This is a genomic window from Billgrantia saliphila (assembly GCF_002930105.1).
Lineage (GTDB): Bacteria > Pseudomonadota > Gammaproteobacteria > Pseudomonadales > Halomonadaceae > Halomonas > Halomonas saliphila.
This window is the reverse complement of the sequence record NZ_PJRN01000004.1, coordinates 122753-146333: the sequence shown is the minus strand read 5'-3', so window position 1 is coordinate 146333 and position 23581 is coordinate 122753. Positions and strand designations below refer to the sequence as shown.

Below are 23581 nucleotides of genomic sequence, written 5' to 3'. Positions count from 1 at the left end.
GGCCGTTTCATGCCCCTGCCGACCGTACCTACCATGAGCGCCCATCCGCTGCCGACCCTGCGTCCCTACCAGCAGGAGGCGGTCGAGCGGGTGGTTGCGCACTTCCGCGGCTCCGACGAGACGGCGGTGGTCGTGTTGCCCACCGGCAGCGGCAAGTCGTTGGTGATCGCCGAGCTGGCGCGCCTGGCGCGGGGGCGGGTACTGGTACTGGCTCATGTGCGCGAACTGGTCGAGCAGAATCATGCCAAGTTCCTGGCCTACGGCCTCGAGGCGGATATCTTCAGCGCGGGGCTGGGGCGCAAGGAGAGCGGGCGTCAAGTGGTTTTCGGCTCGGTGCAGTCGGTGGTGCGTCACCTGGCGCTCTTCGACGACAGCAATTTCACGCTGCTGGTGATCGACGAATGCCATCGGGTCTCGCCGGAAAAAGACGCCAGCTATCGTCGCGTGATCGAATCGCTGCGACAGGCCAATCCACGCCTCAAGGTGCTGGGGCTGACCGCCACGCCCTATCGCCTGGGGCAGGGTTTTATCTATCACCGCCATCACCATGGCATGGTGCGCGGCGATGATGACTGCTTCTTTCGCGACTGCGTGTTCGAGCAGCCGCTGCGGCTGATGGTCAAGCAGGGCTACCTGGCGCGTCCGGTGCGCATCGATGCAGCCGTCGAGCGCTACGATTTCTCGGCACTGCGTCCGGCATCCAGCGGCGTGTTTCGCGAGGAGGAACTCAACCGGGTGGTGGGGGGTAGCCGCGCCACGCCGGGCATCGTTGCCGAGATCGTCGAGCGCGCCCGTGATCGCGGGGGCGTGATGCTGTTTGCCGCCAGTGTCGCCCATGCTGAGGAAATACTGGGCTATCTGCCGGCCGGGCAGTCGGCCTTGGTAACGGGCGAGACGCACCTGTCCGAGCGCGAGCGAGTGATCGCCGACTTCAAGGCGCGCAGGCTCAAGTACCTGGTCAACGTCGCGGTGCTCACTACCGGCTTCGATGCGCCCCACGTGGACCTGATCGCGATCCTGCGACCTACCGAGTCGGTGAGCCTTTACCAGCAGATCGTCGGAAGAGGACTGCGCCTGTCGCCGGGCAAGACCGATTGCCTGATCCTCGACTACGCCGGCAACCCCTGGGATCTTTACGCGCCCGAGGTGGGCAGCCCGCGGCCGGCCTCGGACACCGAGCCGGTGCAGGTCGAATGCCCCGCCTGCGGCCACGCCAACCTGTTCTGGGGACGGCGCGACGGTGAAATCGTCATCGAGCACTTCGGCCGCCGCTGCCAAGGGCTGGTTGATGACGCATCGAACAGGCGACAACAATGCGATTTTCGTTTTCGCTTCAAGGTATGCGATAGCTGCGGCACCCAGAACGACATCGCCGCGCGCCGTTGCCACGGCTGCCAGACACTGCTGGTCGACGCCGACGACAAGCTCAAGGAGGCGCTGCGTCTCAGGGATGCCAGGGTGCTTCGTGTCAGCGGCATGCAGCTCGAGGCCACCGTCAACGGACGCGGCCTGCCGCGGCTCAAGGTGACCTACCACGACGAGGACGGTGTGACCCTGGCCGAATGGTTCGCCTTGGAGACGGCGGCCCAGCGCGCTGCCTTCAGCGCCATATTCCTGCGCGATCATCTACGCGCCCCGGGGGTACGCTGGCAGCCGACGACGCCGGAAGAGGTGATCGCCGAGCGCCGACGGCTGCGCGCGCCGGACTTCGTGGTGGGGCGCAAGGTTGGCCGTCACTGGCAGGTGCACGAGAAGTTGTTCGATTACACCGGGCGCTATCGCAAGGCCGAAGCGGCGGAGTGAGGGGGCGATCCGTTCGCCGCCAAGCGTCGGTTAAGATCGGTCGCTCGGCCTGCCGGACATCGCATCATGGCGTCATGGCGCGGGTGTTGCGTCGGGTGCGTCGGAGTCGCTGTCGTCGCAATCAAACGAGGCGAGCGTCTGGCCGCTGTCGGCAATCCCGCTGAAAGCACTCTTGAGGGCATCGCTGTCGGGATCCATGTCGATACTGCCATGGAAAGCACTGCCGTCCTCGAGCACCAGGCATGGCGCGACGATCGTGCCTTTGACGTTTGCGCCCTTGTGGATCGTGGCGCGATGCGATGCCACGAGGTTGCCCTCGACCTCGCCAGAGACATGCAGGGTGTGAGCATATACGTCACCTATGATCTGGCCGCTAGTTCCCAGGGTGACGGTGTTCTGTTTGCAGGTGATCGTTCCCTTGACGTATCCCTCCACGGTCAGGTCCTCGTCGGCATCGATGTCTCCCTGCACTCGGGTATGGCTGCCGACCACCGAAACGCCAGGCCGTGTTACGGAGGACATCTCCTGCCGAGGCGATGGGGGCCGGCTGGTATCGGTTGCGACGGCACTTGTCGCCGTTGCTTCCGGCTGTCGTTGCTTTGCCTTGTGGAACATGCAGCCTCCTGGCAGTAAGAGTCTTGATGCCCCGCGTCATGCTCGGACGGTCCTTTCCTCGTGGCACCGAACCTTTTCTGAAGGGCATGTCGTCGTATCGACGAATAGCCAAGCAGCCTAGCTCGCTTCCAGAGATAGCAAAGCGCGGAGCTGTGCGAGATCCGGTGCCCTATTCTCGTCACTATGCTCGGGGTTGGGCGCCTATAAGGGACATGCAGAGCATGGAGAAGGAAAATGGGTATTCAGACTTGGCTTATCTTTCTTGGCGTGGTTGTCATGACCTTGATCATCTGGGATGGAGGGCGGCGCAAGTTGAAAAGCCGCGCCGCGGGTTCCGCTACACCGGGGAGCGCTGCATCGGTTGCCTGCATGTCCCAGCAAGGCCTATTGCCGGCCGCGACGATGAGTGAACCGATTATCGGGACGGAAAGCGCCGGGGGGATATCCGTTGCCCGGAGTGGCGACGAAGGGAGTCGTATCGGTGTGGCTACGCGAGTGACGGGCAAGCTCATTGCCAATGAGCCGGTGATGGTCAAGGGCAGTATAGAAGGAGCCGTTATCGCCAAGGACCATCACGTCACGGTGACCGTGAACGGAAGAGTGGCGTCATATCTGGAAGGGCGCGAGATCAGCGTCGATGGGCAGGTGGCGGGAATGCTCAAGGCCGGCGACAAGATCACGCTACGGTCGCGGGCTCGTGTACGGGGTGTCATTGAAGCCAGGCGCCTGGAGTGTCTTGCCGGCGCGAGCCTCCAAGGGGAAGTCGTTCGGCTGACGGTTGGCTGAACCGGACTTACCCTCTCCCTCACGCTCTTGGTAGACTGCGTGATCGATCTTCAGACGAGTCCAGCCGGGAGGCCATCCCCCGCGTGAGCGAGACGCCCCATACGGCTGCCCCCGAGCAGCATGCTACGCCTGACGCCGCCGTCCGGACGGAGGCGCTCGCCAGGCTGTTCGACGAGCCGATCACTGAACTCCCCGAGGATCTCTACATCCCGCCGGAGGCGCTGCGGATCTTTCTCGAGGCCTTCGAGGGGCCGCTCGATCTTCTGCTCTACCTGATCCGTCGTCAGAACCTGGATATTCTCGCCATCGACGTGGCCGCCATCACCCGGCAGTACATCGAGTACGTCGAGCTGATGAAAGCGATGGAGATCGAGCTGGCCGGCGAATACCTGTTGATGGCCGCCATGCTGGCCGAGATCAAGTCGCGTACGCTGCTGCCGCGTCCACCGAAGGAGGGGAACGAGGACGACGAGGAGGATCCCCGCGCCGAGCTGATCCGTCGCTTGCAGGAGTACGAGCAGCTCAAGAGTGCTGCCGAGGCGCTGGCGGAACTCCCCCGGGTAGGGCGCGACTGGTTTCCGGCCCGGGCCGCGCTGCCGCCGCTGCAGGCGCGGGTGATTCATCCCGATGTCGAACTCGACGAGCTGTTAGGGGCGCTCGCCGGCATCCTGCGCCGGGCCGAGCTCAACCAGGCCCACCATGTCGGCCGTGAGGTGCTCTCGACCCGAGAGCGCATGCTGGCGATCATGGAGCGCTTGAATCACGAGCACTACACGCCGTTCGAGGCGCTGTTCACCCTGGAGGAGGGACGCGCCGGCGTGATCGTCACATTCATGGCCATCCTCGAGCTGGCCAAGGAGGCGATGATCGAGATCGTGCAGAACGCGCCTCTGTCGCCGATCCACGTGCGCGCCCGAACGCCGCGCGACACCAAAGAAGACGAGATGCTGGAAGGCGAAGAATACGATGTCGAAAGCCCCTTCGCCGAAGATGCGGGAGCGGCGGACCTGTCGCAGGGGAACGATCGAGCATGACTGCCATGGAACTGCCCGACAGCCTCGACGATATTCTCGAGGCGGCGCTGCTGGCGGCGGCCGAGCCGCTCTCGCTGGAACGCCTCGAGGGCCTGTTCGACGACCATGAGCGGCCGCAGCGTCGCCACTTGAGGGAAGCGCTGGAGCGGGTCGCGGCACGACATGAGCGCGGCGCCTTGGAACTGCTCGAGACGGCTTCGGGTTACCAGCTGCGCATTCGCTCACGGCTCTCGCCGTGGATCTCGCGTTTGTGGGACGAGCGTCCACAGCGCTACTCTCGCGCCCTGCTGGAGACCCTGGCGCTGATCGCCTATCGTCAACCGGTGACCCGTGGCGATATCGAGGAGGTGCGCGGGGTGGCGGTGAGCAGCTCGATCATGCGTACGCTGGCCGAACGTGGCTGGATTCGCGTGGTCGGACAGCGCGACGTGCCGGGCCGCCCGTCGGTCTATGCCACCACGCGCCAGTTTCTCGACGACTTCGGCCTGAAGACACTGGATGAATTGCCGCCCATGCATGAACTCAAGGGAATGGCGGAGCCGATATTCGAAGACGAGGCGCCGCCGCCGCCGAACCGCTTGCTGGCCCAGGCCGACGAGGCGGGCGAAGAGGACGAAGAGACGAATGTCGAGGAACTCGGCGCCTCGGCCTGGGACGCGGGGGAGCAAAACGAACCTGCGGCTGCGGGCGAGGTTGCCGCGGAAGCGGGAAGGGAAAAGAGTGCTAGCGAGACGACGGCCGGGACGGCCGACGCGACACACGCCGGGAAGGCGTCCGACAGGCCAGGGTTGAGCTTCGCCGATCTCGAAGCGCGCCTGGCCGAACGTGCCCGCACCAGCGTCGACGATGACGGCGGAGCGGGGGCGGAATCCACCGATGATGAGAAGCCCGACAACACATGACGAGCCATTCAGAAAAGCTGCAGAAGGTCCTGGCCCGTGCCGGGCTGGGTTCGCGTCGCGAGATGGAAACGGCTATCGAAGCCGGCCGCATCAAGGTCAACGGCAAGGTCGCCACGCTCGGCGATCGCATCGAGATGCGCGACAAGGTGACCTTCGACGATCGCCCGGTGACCCTGCGCGGGGCCGAGGAAACGCCCCGTCGCGTGATCATGTACAACAAGCCGGAAGGCGAGCTGTGTACACGCAAGGACCCGGAAGGACGGCGCACCGTGTTCGAGCGTCTGCCGCGCCTGAAGGGTGAACGCTGGATTGCCATTGGCCGGTTGGATATCAATACCAGCGGGCTGCTGCTGTTCACCACCGACGGCGAGCTGGCCAACCGGCTGATGCACCCCTCCACCCAGATCGAACGCGAATACGCCGTGCGCGTGATGGGAGAGGTGCGCAAGGAGCACGTGAAGGCCATGGTCGAGGGCGTGATGCTGGATGACGGTCCGGCGCGTTTTACCGACGTGCAGGAGTTCGGTGGCGAAGGCATCAATACCTGGTTTCACGTGGTGATCATGGAGGGACGCAACCGCGAGGTTCGCCGGCTGTGGGAATCCCAGGGCCTCACCGTCAGTCGGCTCAAGCGGGTGCGCTACGGCAATATCTTCCTCGACAAGCGGGCCAAGGCCGGGGAGTGGGTGGAGCTTTCACAGGACGAGATCGACGATCTGGCCCTCTCCGCCGGCCTGGCGCCACGCAAGGTGCCCGAGCTGACCCCCGACGAGAAGAACCGCTGGAGCCGCGACAAGAACAAGCGTCGCCCGGTGCAGGCGATGCGCAAGCCCAGGAATCCCAAGGGCCGCTAGATAAACGCTCACAAATGTCTGTGCGAGCGAATCGCTGTGTTGCTGTGGTGCTCAGGCCCGTCACATATACCCCATATGCTTCAGGCCTTGCGCTCCTCGCGCCTAGCGCTTCATTTCGCTCGCCGATTTGTCCAGTGCTTCCCTGGGACGGAATGGTCGCCTAAAGTCAAAAAGTCCTTGCCAGCCAAGGGGGCGATCAGTAATATCTGCACCCGTTCGGAAGGGTCGTTAGCTCAGTTGGTAGAGCAGTTGGCTTTTAACCAATTGGTCGTAGGTTCGAATCCTACACGACCCACCATTCCGGGCCTGTGATCGGGTCGTTAGCTCAGTTGGTAGAGCAGTTGGCTTTTAACCAATTGGTCGTAGGTTCGAATCCTACACGACCCACCAGCTTCCGCGCCCCCGCCTCCTCGAGGCGGGGGCGCCTTGCGTTTGGATTGACTTCAACGCTGGCGCATCGGAAAGGGTATCCAAGGTCCCTGGCGTATGGTGTAAGATGGCGTGACGGGCACGATGGCGAGAGACGCCGTCCGGCCCAAGGCGCATCGTCCGTGCGGAGCGCGCGAACCGCGATGCACCCGGTACACGCAGGGGGAGCCCCTGCCAGTCGCAGTGGTAGACACGATGACGATCATGACTTCCCGAGTCGAGGTGCGCGAGCACCTGGCCCGCGCCTATTGCCCCACCCGCATTCCTGCCCAGGACGAGGCTCGCATCGACGAGATCAAGCGCCTGCTCAAGGTCCACAATGCGGTACTGGTGGCGCATTACTACACCGACGACGCCATTCAGCAGTTGGCCGAGGAGACCGGTGGCTGCGTCGCCGACTCCTTGGAGATGGCCCGCTTCGGCGCTCGCCACGAGGCCGATACCCTGGTCGTGGCCGGAGTACGCTTCATGGGTGAGACGGCCAAGATCCTGTCCCCCGAAAAACGCGTGCTGATGCCGACGTTGGAAGCGACCTGCTCGCTCGATGTCGGCTGTCCTGCCGACGAGTTCAGCGCCTTCTGCGACCAGCATCCCGACCGTACCGTGGTGGTTTATGCCAACACATCGGCGGCGGTGAAGGCGCGCGCCGACTGGGTGGTGACTTCTTCCATCGCGGTGGACGTCATCGAGCATCTGCAGGCTCGCGGCGAGAAGGTCCTGTGGGCGCCGGACAAGCACCTGGGGGGGTATATCCAGCAGAAAACCGGCGCCGACATGCTGTTGTGGGACGGGGCGTGCATCGTGCACGAGGAGTTCAAGGCCAAGGGCATCGAGGACCTGAAGGGGCTCTATCCCGACGCCGCCGTGCTGGTGCACCCGGAGTCGCCCGCCTCGGTGGTGGCGCTGGCCGACGTCGCCGGCTCGACCTCGCAGCTGATCAAGGCGGCTCAGACGCTGCCGAACGACAAGCTGATCGTCGCCACCGACCGCGGCATTTTCTACAAAATGCAGCAGATGGTGCCCGAGAAGATCCTGTTCGAGGCGCCCACCGCCGGCAATGGCGCCACCTGTCGCAGCTGCGCACACTGCCCGTGGATGGCGATGAACGCGCTGGACAACCTGGCCGGCGCCCTGCGCGAGGGCAGCGGGGAGATCTTCGTCAATGCCGACTTGCGCGCCCGCGCACTCAAGCCGCTGGAGCGCATGCTCAATTTCAATTCTTGAGCTTCGGGCTTCGGGCAAAAGCCCGTGACGTTGTCACTGGCTTTTGCCTTATAAATTGCTCGCGGCTCGCGGCTCGCGGCTCGCGGCTCGCGGCTCAGAACTTCTCCATCGTCTCGCGATAACCCACGAAATCCTCCCGTCGCTGCTCGATGCGCGCCAGGGCGTTGCTGTCCCCGCTCTGTTCCGCAACACGACGGGCCACATCGAGCTGGCGAATGGCGCGATCGATCTCGCCGGTAAGCTGCATGTGTTCGGCCCGGGCCAGGTGGCCCCAGGCTTCACGACCGCTGCGTCCGGCGGCTTCAGCCAGCAGGGTGAAGACCTGCGGGTCCTCGGGCCGGCGATCGGCCAGTTCGCGCAAGATGCGATACGCCTCGTTGGGGTCTCGCTGCAGCATCGCTTCGCCGAGCAGCTGGGTAGCTGGCACATAGCCCGGCATCAGCCGCAGCAGGCGCCGGCTGCGCTCGATGGCATCGTCGTAGCGTCCCGCCTCGAAGGCGATTTCGGCTGCGCTGGCCGGGATCATGGCGAGGTCGGGTAGCTCGCGGGCCAGGGCGTCGAGCTCACCGAGTGCGCTATCGACCTGGCCACGTTCGGCGGCGATCAAGGCATCCAGGTAGCGTCTGGCCGCTGCCGGGGCGTCATCCTGGGCCAGGCGCGTGGCGGCTTGCTGCGGGTCGCGTTCATGTACCGTCAGCAGCGCCCGCGCGCGAACCAGATGATAGGTCGGATCGCCTTCGCGACTATGGGTGGGCTCGAGCTGGGAGGCGCGCGACTCGGCGTCGCTAATGCGCGATTCGGTGAGTGGGTGCGTCAGCAAAAATTCCGGCGGATTGCCGCCCTGCAGGCTGACCTGGCGCTGCATGGCGCGGAACATCCGTACCATCGCCTGTGGGTCGTACCCTGCCTGGGCCATGGCCTGCAGCCCAAGGCGGTCGGCTTCCTGTTCGAAGCGCCGCGAGTAGGCCAGCTGGTCCTGAATGAAGGCGGCTTGGGAGCCCATGGCGGCGGCGATGCCGGCATCGCCGCCGCCGCTGGCGGCGATCAGCATGCCGGCGAGCATGGCCGCCATGGCGGGCAGCTGGGTCTGCTCGGCGCGTGCCTGGCCGCGCGCATAGTGGCGCTGCGACAGGTGGCCGAGCTCATGTGCCATCACCGAGGCGACAGCATCCTCCTCGTCGGCGAAGGCGAACAATCCGGCATTCACGCCGATCACACCGCCCGGCACGGCGAAGGCGTTCAGGGCGCGGCTATCCACCAGGGTCACCACCGGGCGTGTGTCGGTGAGCTCGCTGTGAGGCAGCAAACGCGTCACCAGTGCTTCGAGGTAATCCTGGGCAATGGCGTCCTGCCAGAGGGGAGCCCGGGCGCGGAATTGGCGCAGCCAGGCACGACCGAGGCGAAACTCCTCGCCGGTCACGGCCTGGCTGCTGCCGGTGAGACTTGGCAAGCCATAGTCGTCTGCCGCGGCGGCAGGGGCAGGGGCGGTCAGCGTCAAGCTCAGGGTCAGCGCGAGGGCGCCGCGGCTCAACTGTGTTCGTGGGTTGCGCAGCATGTGCTGTCTCTTCGAAGCGGCAGTCGGTTAACTATCCGACATTGATTCGGCCTGCAAAGTGCCTTTAAATCTCAGGGGTTTCGCCCTTTTGTGCAAGCACAAAGGGCCATTGCGGCAGTTCGTTCATTTTCCCGGGGGACACCATGGCGCTGCAACCAGATGACGTGCTCGATGCCTGCGGCCTGCCTTGTCCGCTGCCGCTGCTCAAGGCCAAACAGGCGCTGGCCCGACTGAGCGGCGGGCAGCTCCTTGAGGTCATGGCGACCGATGCCGGTTCCTGGCGGGACTTCGAGACCTTCGCCGAGAACAGCATCCATGAGCTGGTGGCGCGCGAGGAGCGCGGCGAGATCTATCACTACTGGCTGCGCAAGGGCGCGGAGCCCACCACATGACCCTACGCCAGGTATTCAAGGGTTGGATCGATCACTATTTCTCCGATGAGGAGGCGGTCATCCTCCTGGTGCTGCTGGTGCTGGGGTTTGCCGCGGTAATTCTGTTCGGTCGCATGCTGGCGCCTTTCTTCACCGCTCTGGTGATCGCCTTCCTGCTGCAGGGCGCGGTCAATGCGTTGACGCGGCAGGGCGTGCCGCACCTACTGGCGGTGATCATCGTCTTTCTCGCCTTCATCGGTGTGCTGCTGACGTTGGCCTTCATCCTGATGCCGTTGATCTGGAATCAGCTCGTGGGGCTGGTTCAGGAGACGCCGCGCATGTTCGCCAGCGGGCAGCGCTGGCTGGATGAGGTGCAGGAGCGTTATCCCAACCTGGTGACTCCCGATCAGGTCCAGGAGTGGATCGCCGTGGCCGGGCGCGAATTCACTCAGTTCGGACAGCGTGCTCTGACGCTGTCGCTGGCGTCGCTGGGTAACATTCTGGCGCTGATCATCTACTTGGTGCTGGTGCCAATCCTGGTGTTCTTCCTGCTCAAGGATCGCCAGCAGCTCGTGGGCTTCACGCTCTCGCTATTGCCTCAGCAGCGCACACTAATGACGCGTATCTGGCAGGAAATGGACGCTCAGATCGCCAACTACGTTCGCGGCAAATTCATCGAGATACTTATCGTCGGCACGGTGTCGTTCTTTACCTTCGCCTTCTTCGGACTGCCCTATTCGGCGCTGCTGGCGGTACTGGTGGGGTTCTCGGTACTGGTGCCCTACATCGGGGCGGCGGTGGCTACGCTACCGGTGGCGGCGGTGGCCGGCTTCCACTTCGGCATGACCGAGCAGTTCCTCTACGTGCTGGTCGCCTATGGCGTGATCCAGGCGCTCGATGGCAACGTGCTGGTACCGATTCTGTTCTCGGAGGCGGTCAACCTGCATCCGGTATCGATCATCCTGGCGGTGCTGTTCTTTGGTGGCGTGTGGGGGTTCTGGGGAATTTTCTTCGCCATTCCGCTGGCCACCTTGCTCAAGGCGCTGGTCTATGCCTGGCCGCGGGGGATTCGGCATTACTATGATTCGCGCGGGGCGCTGGAGCTGGAGGAGCCGGCCGGCAAGTAGGCAGGGCGCACCTCCAGCCGGCCGGGGTGGCGGGGTCAGCCGCCGGCGTGGAGTGTCTGGGCGGCCTGCAGTACCTCGTCGGCGTGCCCCTTCACCTTGACCCCGCGCCATTCGCGGGCCAGCTTGCCTTCGGCATCGATCAGGAAAGTGCTGCGCTCGATGCCGAGATGCTCCTTGCCGTAGAGCTTCTTGAGCTTGATGACGTCGAACAGCCGGCAGACCGTTTCGTCCTTGTCGGAGATCAGGGTGAAGTTGAAACCCTGCTTGGCCTTGAAGTTTTCCTGGGCACGGATGCCGTCGCGGGAGACACCCAGCACGACCGTATTGACCGCCTCGAAGTCCGCCTTGCGATCGCGGAAGTCGCCGCCTTCGGTCGTGCAGCCGGGTGTGCTGGCCTTGGGATAGAAATAGACGACCACCTGGCGTCCCTTCAGCTCGGAGAGAGTGATCGTGGTGTCGCCGGTGGCGGGGGCGGTGAAGTCGGGCACGGGCTGGCCGATGGCAAGCGTCATGGGCGCTCCTTTCGATGATGACCGATGTTGGACGGACGGGGAGGGCCGGCGCGTAGATACCGGCTCGCGAGGCCCGATTACACGCAACCCGGCCCGAGCTGTCAAAGAGCCAACCGCCGCGCTGTACACGCTTGTGCCGCCTGAGTACCATTTACCCTTTGCATCGAGGGTGCATTGCAGAGCGGCGCCCGAGTGCAGCAGAGCGGCTCATGCGTAGAGGAACGACAGGATGATCACTGGCAGTATCGTCGCCCTGGCGACGCCGATGAAGGCCAATGGCGACATCGACTGGGAGGCGTTGCGCCGCTTGGTGAATTTCCACCTGGACAACGGCACCGACGGCATCGTTGCAGCCGGCACCACAGGTGAACCCACCACCATGTCGTTCGCCGAACACTTCGACGTGATTCGGGCCGTGGTGGAAGAGGTCAATGGGCGCATTCCGGTGATCGCCGGTACCGGTGCCAACGCGACATCCGAAGCCGTGGAGTTGGCGCGCTATGCCAGCGAAGTGGGGGCCGACTACTGCCTGTCGGTGTGCCCCTACTACAACAAGCCGACTCAGGAAGGTCTCTACCGCCACTTCAAGGCCGTGGCCGAAGGCAGCCGACTGCCGGTCATCCTCTACAACGTGCCCGGCCGCACCTGCTCCGACCTTTACAACGAGACCGTCATGCGCCTGGCCGAGGTCGACGGCATCATCGGGCTCAAGGACGCCACCGGCAACCTGGAGCGTGCCGAGGATCTCATCGCTCGCCTCAAGGGCAGCGGCTTCATGCTCTACTCCGGCGATGACGGTACCGCCTGCGAGTTCATGCTGATGGGAGGCAATGGCGATATCTCGGTGACCGCCAACGTCGCTCCCAAGGCCATGCATGAGCTATGTGTCGCCGCGGTGGCGGGAGACGCCGACCGAGCTCACCAGATCAATACTCGACTGATGCCGCTGCATACCAATCTGGGAATCGAATCGAACCCGATCCCGGTCAAGTGGGCACTGCATCGCATGGGGCTGATCGAGCCGGGCATACGCCTGCCACTCACATGGCTGTCCGAGAAGTACCATGCGACGGTGGACGAGGCCCTGCAACTGGCTGGCGTCATCGAAGACTGACGCTCGCGGGTAGATCCCCGAGGTCCCGATAACTGACTGCAAGGTGGAAGCATGAATTCTGCGCTGAAATGGATGCCGCTGGTGGCGGCCGTTGCCTTGGCTACCGCCGGCTGTGCCCGAGAAGGCTTCTATGACGATCGTAACATCGACTATGTGGAGGCCCAGCGCAGTGCGCCCCTGGTCCTGCCGGAGGGACGCAACGAGCAGCGTTACCGGGATGCCATGCCGGTACCGGAAGCCAGCAGTGACCTGCATCGAAGCGACAAGCGCTTTCGCGCGCCGAGCCCCGAGCGCCTGTCGTCGGGCGGTGCGGAGCGCGACTTCGTCGAGCGGCGCGAGATCGGTAACGACCGCTGGCTGGTGGTGGGCGCCGACCCGGGCATGGTGTGGCCGCAGCTGCAGGATTTCGCCCGCGCACGGGGGCTGCAGGTACAGGCCAGCGACGACCGCCGTGGCGTGCTGGAGACCAGCCAAGGCCGGCTGAGTGTCCGTCCCGGGCTGCGTGCCGGCGATAGCGAAGTGCGCTGTGATCAGAATGGACGCTCGGTGGAAGCCTGCCTCGATGCGCTGGAGCAGCACTTCAGCGCACGCACCGCCACGGCAAGTGCCGCTTCGCTGGCCGGCCAGCAGATCGCCGGCGAGGATCGCCTGCGCATCGAGCGGCTTCCCGACGGCGAATGGGGAGTGATCATTCCGCTCGACATCGACCGCGTCTGGGCCGAGCTGAGTCACCAGCTCGAAGCCGACTTCACCGTGGAGGGGCGTCGCGAACTGCTCGAGCAGAGTCCCGAACGGCACGACTTCCTAGTCGATTACATGACGCTTACCGAGCGCGACCGCAATCCGCTGCAGATCATCTTCAGTCCGGACGTACGCCAGATGTCGCAGAACATTCGCCTGGTGCTCGAGTCCGCGGGGCCGCAGCGCACCGTGCTGCGGGCCGTCAATGAAAGTGAGCGCGCCTTCTCAGACGAGGACGCGCGTGAGCTGCTCGAGCGGGTGTCGGGCCTGCTGCGCTGATGAGTCTTCTGCAATCCATCGAGGCGGCATCGGCCGAGGATACGAGCAAGCTCAATTTCGCCTCGCTGGGTAGCGGCAGCAAGGGCAACGCCACGCTGGTCAGCGATGGTGAGACGCAGGTACTGGTGGATTGCGGTTTCGGTCTGCGCGAGGCCGAGCGCCGTCTGGCAAGGCTCGGCGTGCATCCGCGTCAGCTCGATGCGGTGCTGGTCACCCACGAACACGGCGATCACCTGCGCGGGGTGGGGCCGCTGGCTCGCCGCCACGGAGTGCCGGTATACATCACTCCCGGCACCTGGCTCTCGGGGCGGCTTGGCGAGGTCCCGCAGCGTTACTGGATCACTCCCCAGTCGCGCTTCGCCATCAAGAGCCTGGTGATCGATCCGATCACCGTGCCCCACGATGCTCGCGAGCCCGTTCAGTTTCGCTTCGAATCGCGAGATCGTCGCCTAGGGGTGCTGACCGACCTGGGGCATCCCACCGATCACGTGATCGAAGCCTTCAGCGGCTGCGATGCGCTGATACTCGAATGCAACCACGATCGCCACCTGCTCGAGATAGGGCCCTATCCGCCACGGCTCAAGCGCCGGGTTGGCGGCAACTGGGGCCACCTGGCCAACAGCCAGGCCTCCATGCTGCTCAAGCGGTTGGGCCTCGACCGGCTGCAATACATCGTCTGTTCGCATCTGTCCGAGCACAACAATCGTCCCGAGCTTGCCCTCGAGGCCTTGTCGCCACTGCTCGACGGCGATGCGTCGCGCCTGATCGTCGCCGCCCAGGACAGCGGGCTGCACTGGCAGGCGATCAACTGAATTGCCACCTTTCAGGTCATGCCTTCATCCTTTGGAGACTCCCATGGAAAAGCGCCAAGAACTCTACGCCGGCAAGGCCAAGTCGGTGTACGCCACCGACGACCCCGACCTGCTCGTGCTGCACTTCCGCGACGACACCAGCGCCTTTGACGGCGAGCGCATGGAGTCCCTGGCGCGCAAGGGCATGGTCAACAACCGCTTCAATGCCTTCATCATGGAGAGGCTGCAGGCGGCGGGCATTCCCACTCACTTCGTCAAGCGTCTCTCCGACACCGAGAGCCTGGTCAAGAAGCTCGAGATGATTCCGGTGGAGTGTGTGGTGCGCAACCTCGCGGCCGGTGGCCTGGTCAGGCGCCTTGGCGTCGAGGAGGGCAAGGAACTCGTGCCGCCCACCTTCGAGCTGTTCCTCAAGAACGATGCGCTGCACGACCCGATGATCAACGAGTCGTTGGCCGAGACATTCGGTTGGGCCACGCCCGAGCAGCTCGCCGAAATGAAGGCGCTGACCTTCAGAGTCAACGAAGTACTCAAGCAGCTCTTCGCCGACGGCGGCCTGCTGCTGGTGGATTACAAGCTCGAGTTCGGCCTGTTCAAGGGCCAGATCGTGCTGGGTGATGAGTTCTCGCCGGATGGCTGTCGTCTCTGGGATGCCGAAACGCGCAACAAGATGGACAAAGATCGATTCCGCCAAGGCCTGGGCGGGGTGATCGAGGCCTACGAGGAAGTGGGCCGGCGCATCGGGATCGGCTTCGACTGAACGTCGCTGCCTGAAGTTCTGCGAGTCCCGGCCTGGGCAGCAGTCTACTGCCCCAGTCATACCAACGGCGCCCTTCCAGAGCCCGACGAGTCGCCGGCTCGTCGGCGGGAGCGCGCCGTTTCAGTTGCTGGAAACCGGCGTCAGCGGTTCGTCGTCCTGATCCGGATCATGATCGAAGGTGGCGACGATCGTGTTCTGCTCCTCTTCGACTTCGATATCCTCGCTCGCGTCGATGAGCAGGCTGCTTCCTTCCACGACGCCGTTCAGGGCCGTCGCCGTGAGCGTGAGTTCGAAGCGCGGGTCCTCTTCGTAGGTATAGAGAAATTCATGCTTGGTGCATTGATCGCCCAGAACCCTCATGCCGCCTTCCCGATAAGTGAAGTCATCGGCCTCTATGCGAATGCTCTCCTTGCCGTCGCCGCTGATCCTCAGTGCGACGAAGCCTTCCAGTGTCAAAGGCATGGCCAGATCCTCTAGCGCGTGTGTTGTCGGGGCTCATGCTGATCAGCGTAGGTCAAACGGAGTTGCTGTCACAGCGCAGCGGGCGGGGGAGGCACGATGTCGACTACCCGCAGAACGGTTTGCCCCAATGCGTCGACCATGGCCTGGAAGCGTACGTCCACGTCGCGCAGCCGCACGCCATAGGTCCGTTCCGTCATCCGTCGGTGATAGGCCGGCCGGGGATCCTGGGCCAGCACCTGGCGGATCAGTTCGCGCAGCGAGTCGCCATCGGAGCGGGCGGCGAGGGTGCTCTCGGCCTCGGCACTGAACGACACCGAATGCTGGGGAGGTGGCTCGGGGGCGAAGCCGGCACGGGCATCGGGGCGAGACTCGGTCCAGGGCAGATAAGGTTTGATGTCAAGCACCGGTGTGCCGTCGACCAGATCGCAACCGCCCAGCACCAGACGTACGCCGCGGTGAGTATCGACACTGCGGAGTTCCACCAGCGATAGCCCCAGCCGGTTGGGTCGATGGGTACTGCGACTGGCGAACACGCCGACCTTGGCGTTGCCACCGAGCCGTGGCGGACGCACCAGTGGCGACCATGCCGTGCCGGGTTCCGGGCTCAGATGGAAGACGAAGGTCAGCCACAGGTGGCTGAAGGCGTCCAGGCCGCGTATCGCCAAGGGGTCGTCGAAGGGCGGGACGAAGACCAGCGAGGCATGGGCGGCCGGCGCCAGGCCGGGTTGACGAGGCACGCCGAACTTGTCGGGAAAGTCGCTCGCGATATGGCCGATGGGCTGCATCGCGTAGTGGCCGGCGGAAGGAGAAGGGGGCGTCATGGGACGAGTATGCCTTCCATTGGCCGCGGCGGCGAGCTTGTGTACCCTGCATGCCGGGTAATTCACTCAGGGCATGAACAGATGGAATCGATGACGACAAGTGAAGCTTCGTCGCGTGAGGCTCGGACGCCGCGGGTACTCTACCGCCAGGCCCAGGCGCGTGACGGTGCCGACCAGGCGGAAGTCTTTCATCACGCCGTGATGCAGGGCGCTGCGACCCATTATAGTGTGCCCGAGCGCGAGGCATGGGCCGGCTCGATGCCGCGTGAGGCCAGCGCCTGGGCGGCACGCCAGGCGTTTTATACGACGCTGGTGGCCACCTGCGACGGTCGTTGCGTGGGGTTCCTGGAGGTCGACCTTCCCCGAGCCCACGTCGAGACGCTCTACGTGTGGCCCTCGCTGGCGCGACGGGGTATCGGCTCGACGCTGCTGGTGCATGCCGAGCGCATGCTGATCGAGCACGGCACCGACAAAGTGACCGTCGACGCCAGCCTGATGCTGGCCGAAAGCCTGCTGCGCCGCGGCTGGCACGACCTCGGCGTCGAATGGGTGACGCGGGAGGGTGTACGCCTCGAAAGGAGACGCCTTGAGAGGCGCCTCTCGGCTGTCGAGACCTGAGCCGAGCGCGTGTCGGCGAGCGCGGCTCTATGCGTTCAGGCGTCGTGCAGCTCGACGATACGCATCGACAGGTCGATCGCGCGAACATCCTTGGTCAGTGCGCCGCTGGAGATGCAGTCGACGCCGGTCTCGGCGATCTGACGTAGGGTGGTTTCGTCGACGTTGCCGGAAGCCTCCAGCGTGGCCCTGCCGGCGCTGCGCCGCACCGCCTCGCGCATATCGTCGAGCGAGAAATTGTCCAGCATGACGATATCGGCGCCCGCCGCCAGGGCCTGATCGAGTTCGTCGAAGGTTTCCACTTCCACTTCCACCGGCAGGTCGTTGGCAATGCGGCGTGCCGCCTCGACGGCAGCCGCGATGCCGCCGCAGGCAGCGATGTGGTTCTCCTTGATCAGGAAGGCGTCGTAGAGTCCGATTCGGTGGTTATGGCCCCCGCCGCACGTTACCGCATATTTCTGTGCCAGACGCATGCCGGGCAGCGTCTTGCGGGTGTCGAGCAGGCGCACGCCGGTGCCGTCCAGCAGATCGACGTAGCGGCGGGTCCGGGTGGCGGTGGCGGAGAGCGTCTGCAGCAGATTGAGGGCGGCACGCTCGCCGGTGAGCAGGCAGCGGGCGGAGCCTTCGATTTCGAGGAAGCACTGGCCGGCTTCCAGGCGGTCGCCATCGGCGGCGCTCCAGCGCAGGCGGACGCTGGGATCGAGGCGGCGAAAGATCTCCTCGACCCAGGCCATGCCGCACAGGATCGCGTCCTCGCGTGTGATGACACGCGCCATGGCTCGCTGCGATTCGGGGATAAGCTGCGCAGTGATGTCGCCAGGCCCCACATCCTCGGCCAGCAGGTGGGCGGCGGCTTCACGGATCGCTTCGACTAGGGCGTCCTGATAATGCATGGCAGGCCTTTTCAATGTTCATGGAGCGTCGGGACCGCCATTATAGGGAAACATCAGCGAGGACGTCAGGGGAGTACCATGCGAATCGACAAGGGCTGGCTGGAGGCGGCGCGCCGCGTGCCGTCGCCCAACCAGGACGAGCGTCCCGCCGGCGAGGTCTCGGCGATCGTGCTGCATTCCATCAGCCTGCCGCCCGGCCAGTTCGGCGGCGAGCACATCGAGTCTCTCTTCACCAACTCGCTCGATCCGGACTCCCACCCGTACTTTGCCACCATCGCGGGGATGCGCGTTTCCGCACACCTGTTGATCCGCCGCGATGGCGAGTGCGTGCAGTTCGTGCCCTTCGATCGGCGTGCCTGGCACGCGGGGCGTTCGTGCTGGATCGACGGTGGTCAGGCGCGTCGAGGGCTTAACGATTTCACCGTGGGCATCGAACTGGAAGGGGATGAGGTCCACGCCTATCGTGACCCGCAGTATCGGACCCTGGCGCTGGCCACGAGAGCGCTGATGGTGGACTACCCTGAAATGAATCCCGCGCGCATCACCAGCCACGCGAGGGTGGCGCCACTGCGCAAGAGCGATCCCGGCCCCGCCTTCGACTGGGCCTACTTCCGCCAGTGTCTCAAGGCGTTGAGAAATGGGAGCTGAAACGCATAGCGATTATTCATACGGTAGTTTTATTACATTCGGCATTCGAGGCACCCTATTAGCGGGATAGTTGTCGTAACATCTTGTGTTGCAATGCAATATCGAAAATATGGAAAAAAATTCCATTCCTATCCGATTGGCAGGGAGGCCACTTTACGGTATGTTCTACGCCATTCGTTGTATACGCGTCTGTAATATGACTACAAGAGCCGCGTCGCGGCCTGGCATTCCCCTGATCGTCAGTAGTGCGACCCGCCCCATCGGCACGCCTGGGGCCATCTGACATCACATTGTCACTCGGAGAGACGTCTATGAGTCTGGAGGCAAGAGAAGATTTCGATCCGGTCGAAACCACGGAATGGCTGGATTCCCTGGAGTCGGTCCTGGATCGTGAGGGCGAGGAACGCGCTCGGTACCTGCTGACACGCCTGGCCGACCGGCTGCGCCGTGACGGCATGCAGGCACCCTTCTCGGTGTCCACACCGCATCGCAACACCATCCCGGTGCACCGCGAGGCGCCGATGCCGGGTGATCTGTTCATGGAGCGGAGAATTCGCTCGCTGATCCGCTACAACGCGATCGCCCAGGTCATTCGCAACAACCGTGCCAACCCGGGCCTGGGTGGCCACATCGCCAGCTTCATGTCCGCCGCCACGCTCTACGACGTGGGCTTCAATCATTTCTTCCGCGCGCCCAACGGCGACTTCGAAGGCGACCTGGTCTACATCCAGGGACACGTCGCTCCCGGCGTCTACGCCCGGGCTTATCTCGAAGGCCGCCTCACCGAGGCGCAGATGGACAAGTATCGCCAGGAAGTCGACGGCGATGGTCTGTCGTCCTATCCGCACCCTTGGCTGATGCCGGACTTCTGGCAGTTCCCCACGGTTTCCATGGGCCTCGGGCCGATCCAGGCGATCTATCAGGCCCACGTCATGAAGTACCTCGATTCGCGCGAGCTCAGGGCAATGCACGATCGCAAGATCTGGTGCTTCATGGGCGACGGCGAATGTGACGAGCCGGAGTCGCTGGGCGCCATTCATCTGGCCAGCCGCGAGAAACTCGACAACCTGATCTTCGTGGTCAACTGTAATCTTCAGCGTCTCGACGGCCCGGTGCGCGGCAACGGTCGCATCATGGACGAGCTCGAGGGCGTCTTCCGCGGTGCCGGCTGGAACGTGCTCAAGGTGGTCTGGGGCCGGCTGTGGGATCCGCTGTTCGAGAAGGACAAGAAGGGCATCCTGCAGAAACGCATGGACGAGGCGGTCGACGGCGAGTATCAGAACTACAAGGCCATCGATGGCGGCTACACTCGTGAGCACTTCTTCGGCAAGTACCCCGAGACCGCCGAGATGGTCAAGGACATGTCCGACGAGGACATCTGGCGCCTGAATCGTGGCGGCCACGATCCGTTCAAGGTCTATGCGGCCTATCACGAGGCGGTGAACAGCGCCAATGGCCGTCCCACCGTGATCCTGGCACACACCGTCAAGGGTTACGGCATGGGCAGCGGTGAGGGCGAGGCTTCCATGGAGGCTCACCAGGTCAAGACCATGGAATACGAGGCGCTGCGGAAGTTCCGCGATCGCTTCGGCATTCCGCTGTCCGACGAACAGCTCAAGGAAGTGCCCTACTACAAGCCGGAAGACGATTCGCCCGAGCTCAAGTACATGCACCTGCAGCGCGAGCGTCTGGGCGGCTATCTGCCCCAGCGTCGCAGCGACTTCGAGGCGCTGCCGATCCCCTCGCTCGAGGACAAGACCTTCGCCACCCAACTGGCCGGCTCCAAGGGGCGTGAGATCTCCACCACCATGGCGTTCGTGCGCGTTCTCAACGGCCTGGTGAAGGACAAGAAGATCGGCAAGCAGGTGGTGCCCATCGTACCCGACGAGGCGCGCACCTTCGGTATGGAGGGGATGTTCCGCCAGCTCGGCATCTACACGTCGGAAGGCCAGAAGTACGAGCCTGTCGACAAGGGCCAGATCATGTTCTATCGCGAGGACAAGAAAGGTCAGATCCTCGAGGAGGGCATCACCGAGGCGGGCGCCATGTCGGCGTGGATGGCGGCGGCCACCTCCTACAGCAACCACAACCTGACGCTGCTGCCGTTCTACATCTACTACTCGATGTTCGGTTTCCAGCGCATCGGCGACCTGGCCTGGGCCGCCGGCGACCTGCAGGCGCGCGGCTTCCTGGTCGGCGGCACCGCGGGACGCACTACGCTGAACGGCGAGGGTCTGCAACACCAGGACGGCCATAGCCACTTGCAGGCGGCGACCATCCCCAACTGCCGCAGCTACGATCCCACTTACGCCCATGAGCTGGCGGTGATCGTGCAGGATGGCCTGAAGCGCATGTTCTCCGACAAGGAAAATTGCTTCTACTACCTGACGGTGATGAACGAGAACTACGAGCACCCCGAACTCGAGGAGGTGCCGACCGAAGACATCATCAAGGGCATGTACCTGCTTCGCGAGCATCAGGGCGACAAGGGGCATGTGCAGCTGCTCGGCTCCGGTACCATCCTGCGCGAGGTCGAGGCCGCCGCCCAACTGCTCGCCGATGAGTGGGGCGTGGGCGCCGACGTGTGGAGTGTCACCAGCTTCAACGAGCTGCGCCGCGAAGCGCTGCTGCTCGAGCGCGAGGCATTCCTCAATGCGGCCGACGAGCCGGTCAAGCCGCACGTCACGCGTTGCCTGGAAGGTCGCAAGGGGCCGGCGATCGCCTCGACCGACTACATGCGGTTGTTCGCCGACCAGGTTCGTGCCTGGGTGCCGACCGACTACCATGTATTGGGGACCGACGGCTATGGCCGCTCCGACACGCGCGAGAAGCTGCGCCACTTCTTCGAGGTCGATCGTTACTTCGTCACCGTAGCGGCGCTCAAGGCGCTGGCCGACCGCGGCGAGCTGGATCGCAAGGTCGTCGCCGAGGCGATCAAGAAGTACGGCATTGATCCCAACAAGCCCAATCCGCTGACGAGTTGATCCGGTGGCCAGGCGGGCGCGAGCCCGCCTGTTCCAGGCACGATTTGGAAGGAGCGCGACCTTGAGTAGCGAAATCATCAAAGTTCCCGACATCGGCGGCAGTGAAGATGTCGAAATCATCGAAATCGCCGTATCCGAAGGGGATGTCATCGAGCCCGAGGACACCCTGATCACGCTGGAGTCCGACAAGGCCAGCATGGACGTGCCGTCGCCCAAGGGCGGCAAGGTCGTGAAGGTGCTGGTGAAGGAGGGCGACACCGTCTCCGAAGGCGACGACATCGTCGAGCTCGACGTCGAAGGGGGCGGTAGCGACGATGCCGGTTCCGAGGACAAGGGCGAAGGGGAGGCCGAGACCAAGCGCGAGGAAGCTCCCAAGGAGTCGACGTCCCAGGCTTCCGATGAGAAACCGGCGGCCGGGAAATCCTCCGGCGGCGGCAAGCGCACCGTCGAGATCAAGGTACCCGACCTGGGCGGTTCGGAGAACGTCGAGGTAATCGAAGTCGCCGTCTCCGAAGGCGACGAGGTGAGCGAGGAGGATCCGCTGATCACTCTGGAGTCCGACAAGGCCTCCATGGACGTGCCCAGCCCCTATAGCGGCAAGCTGGCCTCTCTCACCGTCAAGGAGGGCGATACCGTCTCCGAAGGCGACGTGATCGGCACCATGGAGATCGCGGGGGAAGGCGACGAAGGCGATCAGGCCGAGCCCGATGCGGTGGAAACCACTCAGGAGCCCGCCGAGCAAGCCGAGGCGCCGGCCGAAGAGGAGGCCATCAGCGGTGAGCCCGAGCGCAAGGAGATCCGCGTGCCCGACCTCTCCGGCTCGAGCGACGTGCCGATCATCGAGATCGCCGTCAGCGCTGGTGACGAGGTCGACGAAGAGGATCCGCTGATCACCCTGGAGTCCGACAAGGCCTCCATGGACGTGCCGAGCCCCTACAAGGGCAAGCTGATCGAACTCAGCGTCAAGGAGGGCGACACGGTTTCCGAGGGTGACCTGATCGGCTACATCGAGGTCGCCGGTGCCAAGCCCCGTGCGGCGACGCCGAAGGCCAGCAAGGCGCCGAGCGAGCCGAGCGAAAAGCCGGCATCGCCCACCCAGGCCAAGCCGACGCCGGCCGGTACGCCGAGTCCCGAAGCCCAGATGGCCGACCACAAGCCGCGCGACGGCAAGCTGGTCCACGCCGGCCCCGCGGTGCGCATGCTGGCGCGTGAGCTGGGGGTGGATCTGGCGCGGGTCAAGCCCAGTGGACCGAAGGAGCGCGTGCTGAAGGAGGACGTCCACGCCTACGTCAAGCAGGTGATGGCGGGCAAGGCACAGACGCCTGCCGCCGCACCGGCCGCCGCGGGCGGCGCTGGCATCCCGCCAGTGCCGGACCAGGACTTCAGCCAGTTCGGCGAGGTGGAAGAGAAGCCGATGGGGCGCCTGCTCAAGATGGGTGCGACCAACCTGCATCGCAGCTGGCTCAATGTACCCCACGTCACCCAGTTCGACGAGGCGGACATCACCGAGCTGGAGACCTTCCGCAAGTCGATGAAGGCCGAGGCGGAAGCGCAGGGCGCAAAGCTCACCCCGCTGCCGTTCCTGGTAAAAGCGTGCGCCTTCGCCCTGCGCAAGTTTCCGCAGTTCAACGTCAGCCTCAAGAGCGACGGCGAGACCCTGGTATGGAAGAAGTACGTCCATATCGGCGTCGCCGTGGATACCCCGGATGGACTGATGGTGCCGGTGATTCGCGACGCCGACCGCAAGTCGCTGATCGAGTTGGCCAAGGAGAGCGTGGAGTTGGCCGGCAAGGCGCAGTCGAAGAAGCTCAAACGCGAGGAGATGACCGGTGGCTGCTTCACCATCTCCAGCCTGGGCTCCATTGGCGGCACCGCCTTCACGCCGATCGTCAACGCCCCTGAGGTCGCCATTCTGGGAGTCTCCAAGGCCCAGATGAAGCCGGTGTGGAACGGCTCGGACTTCGAGCCGCGGCTGATGATGCCGCTCTCACTCTCTTACGACCACCGTGCCGTCAACGGGGCCGACGCGGCGCGCTTTACCGCCTTCCTGGCGGCGGCGCTCAGCGACATACGGCGCCTGCTGATGTAACCGTTGCCTGAGGCAGCATTCGACGGCGCCCTCCGGGGCGCCGTCGGCATTTGCGCCCTCCACTTTAGGGTGGGAGACCAAAGTGCAACCCGGCCTTAATTGGCTGAAAATGCAGCAGCTTTGGGTGGGGGCGTGAGGCTTGCCCAGTAGCCTG

General features: G+C 64.3%; 22 protein-coding genes and 2 tRNA genes. 18 read left to right on the top strand and 6 right to left on the bottom strand.

Features of this window, described 5'->3' with window-relative positions; all coding sequences use genetic code 11:
• Positions 1–33: 33 nt before the first annotated feature.
• Positions 34–1803: a DNA repair helicase RadD gene (radD, locus tag CYJ07_RS06025; RefSeq protein WP_231489550.1), complete on the top strand. Its 1770-nt coding sequence runs from the start codon at positions 34–36 to the stop codon at positions 1801–1803.
• 72 nt (positions 1804–1875) lie between these two features.
• Here radD and CYJ07_RS06020 read toward each other — a convergent pair whose 3' ends face one another.
• The gene (locus tag CYJ07_RS06020) at positions 1876–2325 is read right to left on the bottom strand and encodes a bactofilin family protein (protein WP_231489549.1); all 450 of its coding nucleotides are present in this window, start codon (positions 2323–2325) and stop codon (positions 1876–1878) included.
• 327 nt (positions 2326–2652) lie between these two features.
• On the opposite strand from CYJ07_RS06020, the gene CYJ07_RS06015 reads away from it, so the two are divergent.
• The 7 genes from CYJ07_RS06015 to nadA all read left to right on the top strand — a co-directional run bounded on the left by CYJ07_RS06015 (position 2653) and on the right by nadA (position 7647).
• Positions 2653–3204 (top strand): bactofilin family protein, encoded by a 552-nt coding sequence (locus CYJ07_RS06015; RefSeq protein WP_104202770.1) that lies wholly within the window; start codon positions 2653–2655, stop codon positions 3202–3204.
• 83 nt (positions 3205–3287) lie between these two features.
• Positions 3288–4238, top strand: a complete 951-nt coding sequence (locus CYJ07_RS06010) for a segregation and condensation protein A (protein WP_104202769.1) — start codon at positions 3288–3290, stop codon at positions 4236–4238.
• Positions 4235–5140, top strand: a complete 906-nt coding sequence (gene scpB / locus CYJ07_RS06005) for an SMC-Scp complex subunit ScpB (RefSeq protein WP_104202768.1) — start codon at positions 4235–4237, stop codon at positions 5138–5140. The genes CYJ07_RS06010 and scpB overlap by 4 nt, the downstream gene beginning before the upstream one ends.
• Positions 5137–5994 carry a 23S rRNA pseudouridine(2605) synthase RluB gene (rluB, locus tag CYJ07_RS06000; RefSeq protein WP_104202767.1) on the top strand — a complete coding sequence of 286 codons (858 nt, stop codon included), beginning with the start codon at positions 5137–5139 and terminating at the stop codon, positions 5992–5994. Before scpB ends, rluB begins: the two co-directional genes overlap by 4 nt.
• Before the next feature lie 222 nt (positions 5995–6216).
• A tRNA-Lys gene (locus CYJ07_RS05995) sits at positions 6217–6292 on the top strand.
• 16 nt (positions 6293–6308) lie between these two features.
• Positions 6309–6384, top strand: a tRNA-Lys gene (locus CYJ07_RS05990).
• Positions 6385–6618: 234 nt separating this feature from the next.
• Positions 6619–7647 carry a quinolinate synthase NadA gene (nadA, locus tag CYJ07_RS05985; protein WP_104202766.1) on the top strand — a complete coding sequence of 343 codons (1029 nt, stop codon included), beginning with the start codon at positions 6619–6621 and terminating at the stop codon, positions 7645–7647.
• A gap of 94 nt (positions 7648–7741) precedes the next feature.
• Here nadA and CYJ07_RS05980 read toward each other — a convergent pair whose 3' ends face one another.
• Positions 7742–9202 (bottom strand): M48 family metalloprotease, encoded by a 1461-nt coding sequence (locus CYJ07_RS05980; protein ID WP_104202765.1) that lies wholly within the window; start codon positions 9200–9202, stop codon positions 7742–7744.
• A gap of 143 nt (positions 9203–9345) precedes the next feature.
• On the opposite strand from CYJ07_RS05980, the gene CYJ07_RS05975 reads away from it, so the two are divergent.
• Together CYJ07_RS05975 and CYJ07_RS05970 are read left to right on the top strand one after the other, a co-directional pair.
• Entirely contained in the window at positions 9346–9594 is a 249-nt protein-coding gene (locus tag CYJ07_RS05975) for a sulfurtransferase TusA family protein (protein WP_104202764.1), read from the top strand.
• The gene (locus tag CYJ07_RS05970) at positions 9591–10700 is read left to right on the top strand and encodes an AI-2E family transporter (RefSeq protein ID WP_104202763.1); all 1110 of its coding nucleotides are present in this window, start codon (positions 9591–9593) and stop codon (positions 10698–10700) included. Before CYJ07_RS05975 ends, CYJ07_RS05970 begins: the two co-directional genes overlap by 4 nt.
• Before the next feature lie 35 nt (positions 10701–10735).
• Here the strand turns inward: CYJ07_RS05970 and CYJ07_RS05965 are convergent, their stop codons facing one another.
• Complete coding sequence (locus CYJ07_RS05965) at positions 10736–11212, bottom strand: peroxiredoxin (protein WP_104202762.1); 477 nt, start codon at positions 11210–11212, stop codon at positions 10736–10738.
• 229 nt (positions 11213–11441) lie between these two features.
• Between CYJ07_RS05965 and dapA the strand changes: the two genes are divergently transcribed.
• The 4 genes from dapA to purC are packed head-to-tail and all read left to right on the top strand — an operon-like array spanning position 11442 to position 14915.
• Positions 11442–12326 (top strand): 4-hydroxy-tetrahydrodipicolinate synthase, encoded by an 885-nt coding sequence (gene dapA, locus CYJ07_RS05960; RefSeq protein WP_104202761.1) that lies wholly within the window; start codon positions 11442–11444, stop codon positions 12324–12326.
• Positions 12327–12377: 51 nt separating this feature from the next.
• The gene (locus tag CYJ07_RS05955) at positions 12378–13346 is read left to right on the top strand and encodes a lipoprotein, NlpB (RefSeq protein ID WP_231489548.1); all 969 of its coding nucleotides are present in this window, start codon (positions 12378–12380) and stop codon (positions 13344–13346) included.
• On the top strand, positions 13346–14158 hold the full coding sequence (locus CYJ07_RS05950) for an MBL fold metallo-hydrolase (protein WP_104202760.1): 813 nt from the start codon (positions 13346–13348) through the stop codon (positions 14156–14158). The genes CYJ07_RS05955 and CYJ07_RS05950 overlap by 1 nt, the downstream gene beginning before the upstream one ends.
• A gap of 43 nt (positions 14159–14201) precedes the next feature.
• Positions 14202–14915 (top strand): phosphoribosylaminoimidazolesuccinocarboxamide synthase, encoded by a 714-nt coding sequence (gene purC, locus CYJ07_RS05945; RefSeq protein WP_104202759.1) that lies wholly within the window; start codon positions 14202–14204, stop codon positions 14913–14915.
• Between the two features lie 120 nt (positions 14916–15035).
• Here purC and CYJ07_RS05940 read toward each other — a convergent pair whose 3' ends face one another.
• Positions 15036–15377: a hypothetical protein gene (locus CYJ07_RS05940; protein ID WP_104202758.1), complete on the bottom strand. Its 342-nt coding sequence runs from the start codon at positions 15375–15377 to the stop codon at positions 15036–15038.
• 68 nt (positions 15378–15445) lie between these two features.
• The gene (gene tsaA / locus CYJ07_RS05935) at positions 15446–16198 is read right to left on the bottom strand and encodes a tRNA (N6-threonylcarbamoyladenosine(37)-N6)-methyltransferase TrmO (protein WP_231489547.1); all 753 of its coding nucleotides are present in this window, start codon (positions 16196–16198) and stop codon (positions 15446–15448) included.
• 90 nt (positions 16199–16288) lie between these two features.
• Between tsaA and CYJ07_RS05930 the strand changes: the two genes are divergently transcribed.
• Positions 16289–16816, top strand: coding sequence for a GNAT family N-acetyltransferase (locus CYJ07_RS05930; RefSeq protein WP_231489546.1), 528 nt, complete (start codon positions 16289–16291; stop codon positions 16814–16816).
• Between the two features lie 35 nt (positions 16817–16851).
• On the opposite strand, the gene nadC is transcribed toward CYJ07_RS05930, so the two are convergent.
• A complete protein-coding gene (gene nadC, locus CYJ07_RS05925; protein WP_104202756.1) occupies positions 16852–17706 on the bottom strand; it encodes a carboxylating nicotinate-nucleotide diphosphorylase in 855 nt (284 codons plus the stop codon).
• A 78-nt stretch (positions 17707–17784) separates the two neighbouring features.
• Between nadC and ampD the strand changes: the two genes are divergently transcribed.
• The 3 genes from ampD (at position 17785) to aceF (ending at position 23427) form a co-directional block, all read left to right on the top strand.
• Positions 17785–18354: a 1,6-anhydro-N-acetylmuramyl-L-alanine amidase AmpD gene (gene ampD, locus CYJ07_RS05920; protein ID WP_104202755.1), complete on the top strand. Its 570-nt coding sequence runs from the start codon at positions 17785–17787 to the stop codon at positions 18352–18354.
• 311 nt (positions 18355–18665) lie between these two features.
• Complete coding sequence (gene aceE / locus CYJ07_RS05915) at positions 18666–21338, top strand: pyruvate dehydrogenase (acetyl-transferring), homodimeric type (protein WP_104202754.1); 2673 nt, start codon at positions 18666–18668, stop codon at positions 21336–21338.
• A 61-nt stretch (positions 21339–21399) separates the two neighbouring features.
• Entirely contained in the window at positions 21400–23427 is a 2028-nt protein-coding gene (aceF, locus tag CYJ07_RS05910) for a pyruvate dehydrogenase complex dihydrolipoyllysine-residue acetyltransferase (RefSeq protein WP_104202753.1), read from the top strand.
• The last annotated feature ends 154 nt before the right edge of the window (positions 23428–23581 follow it).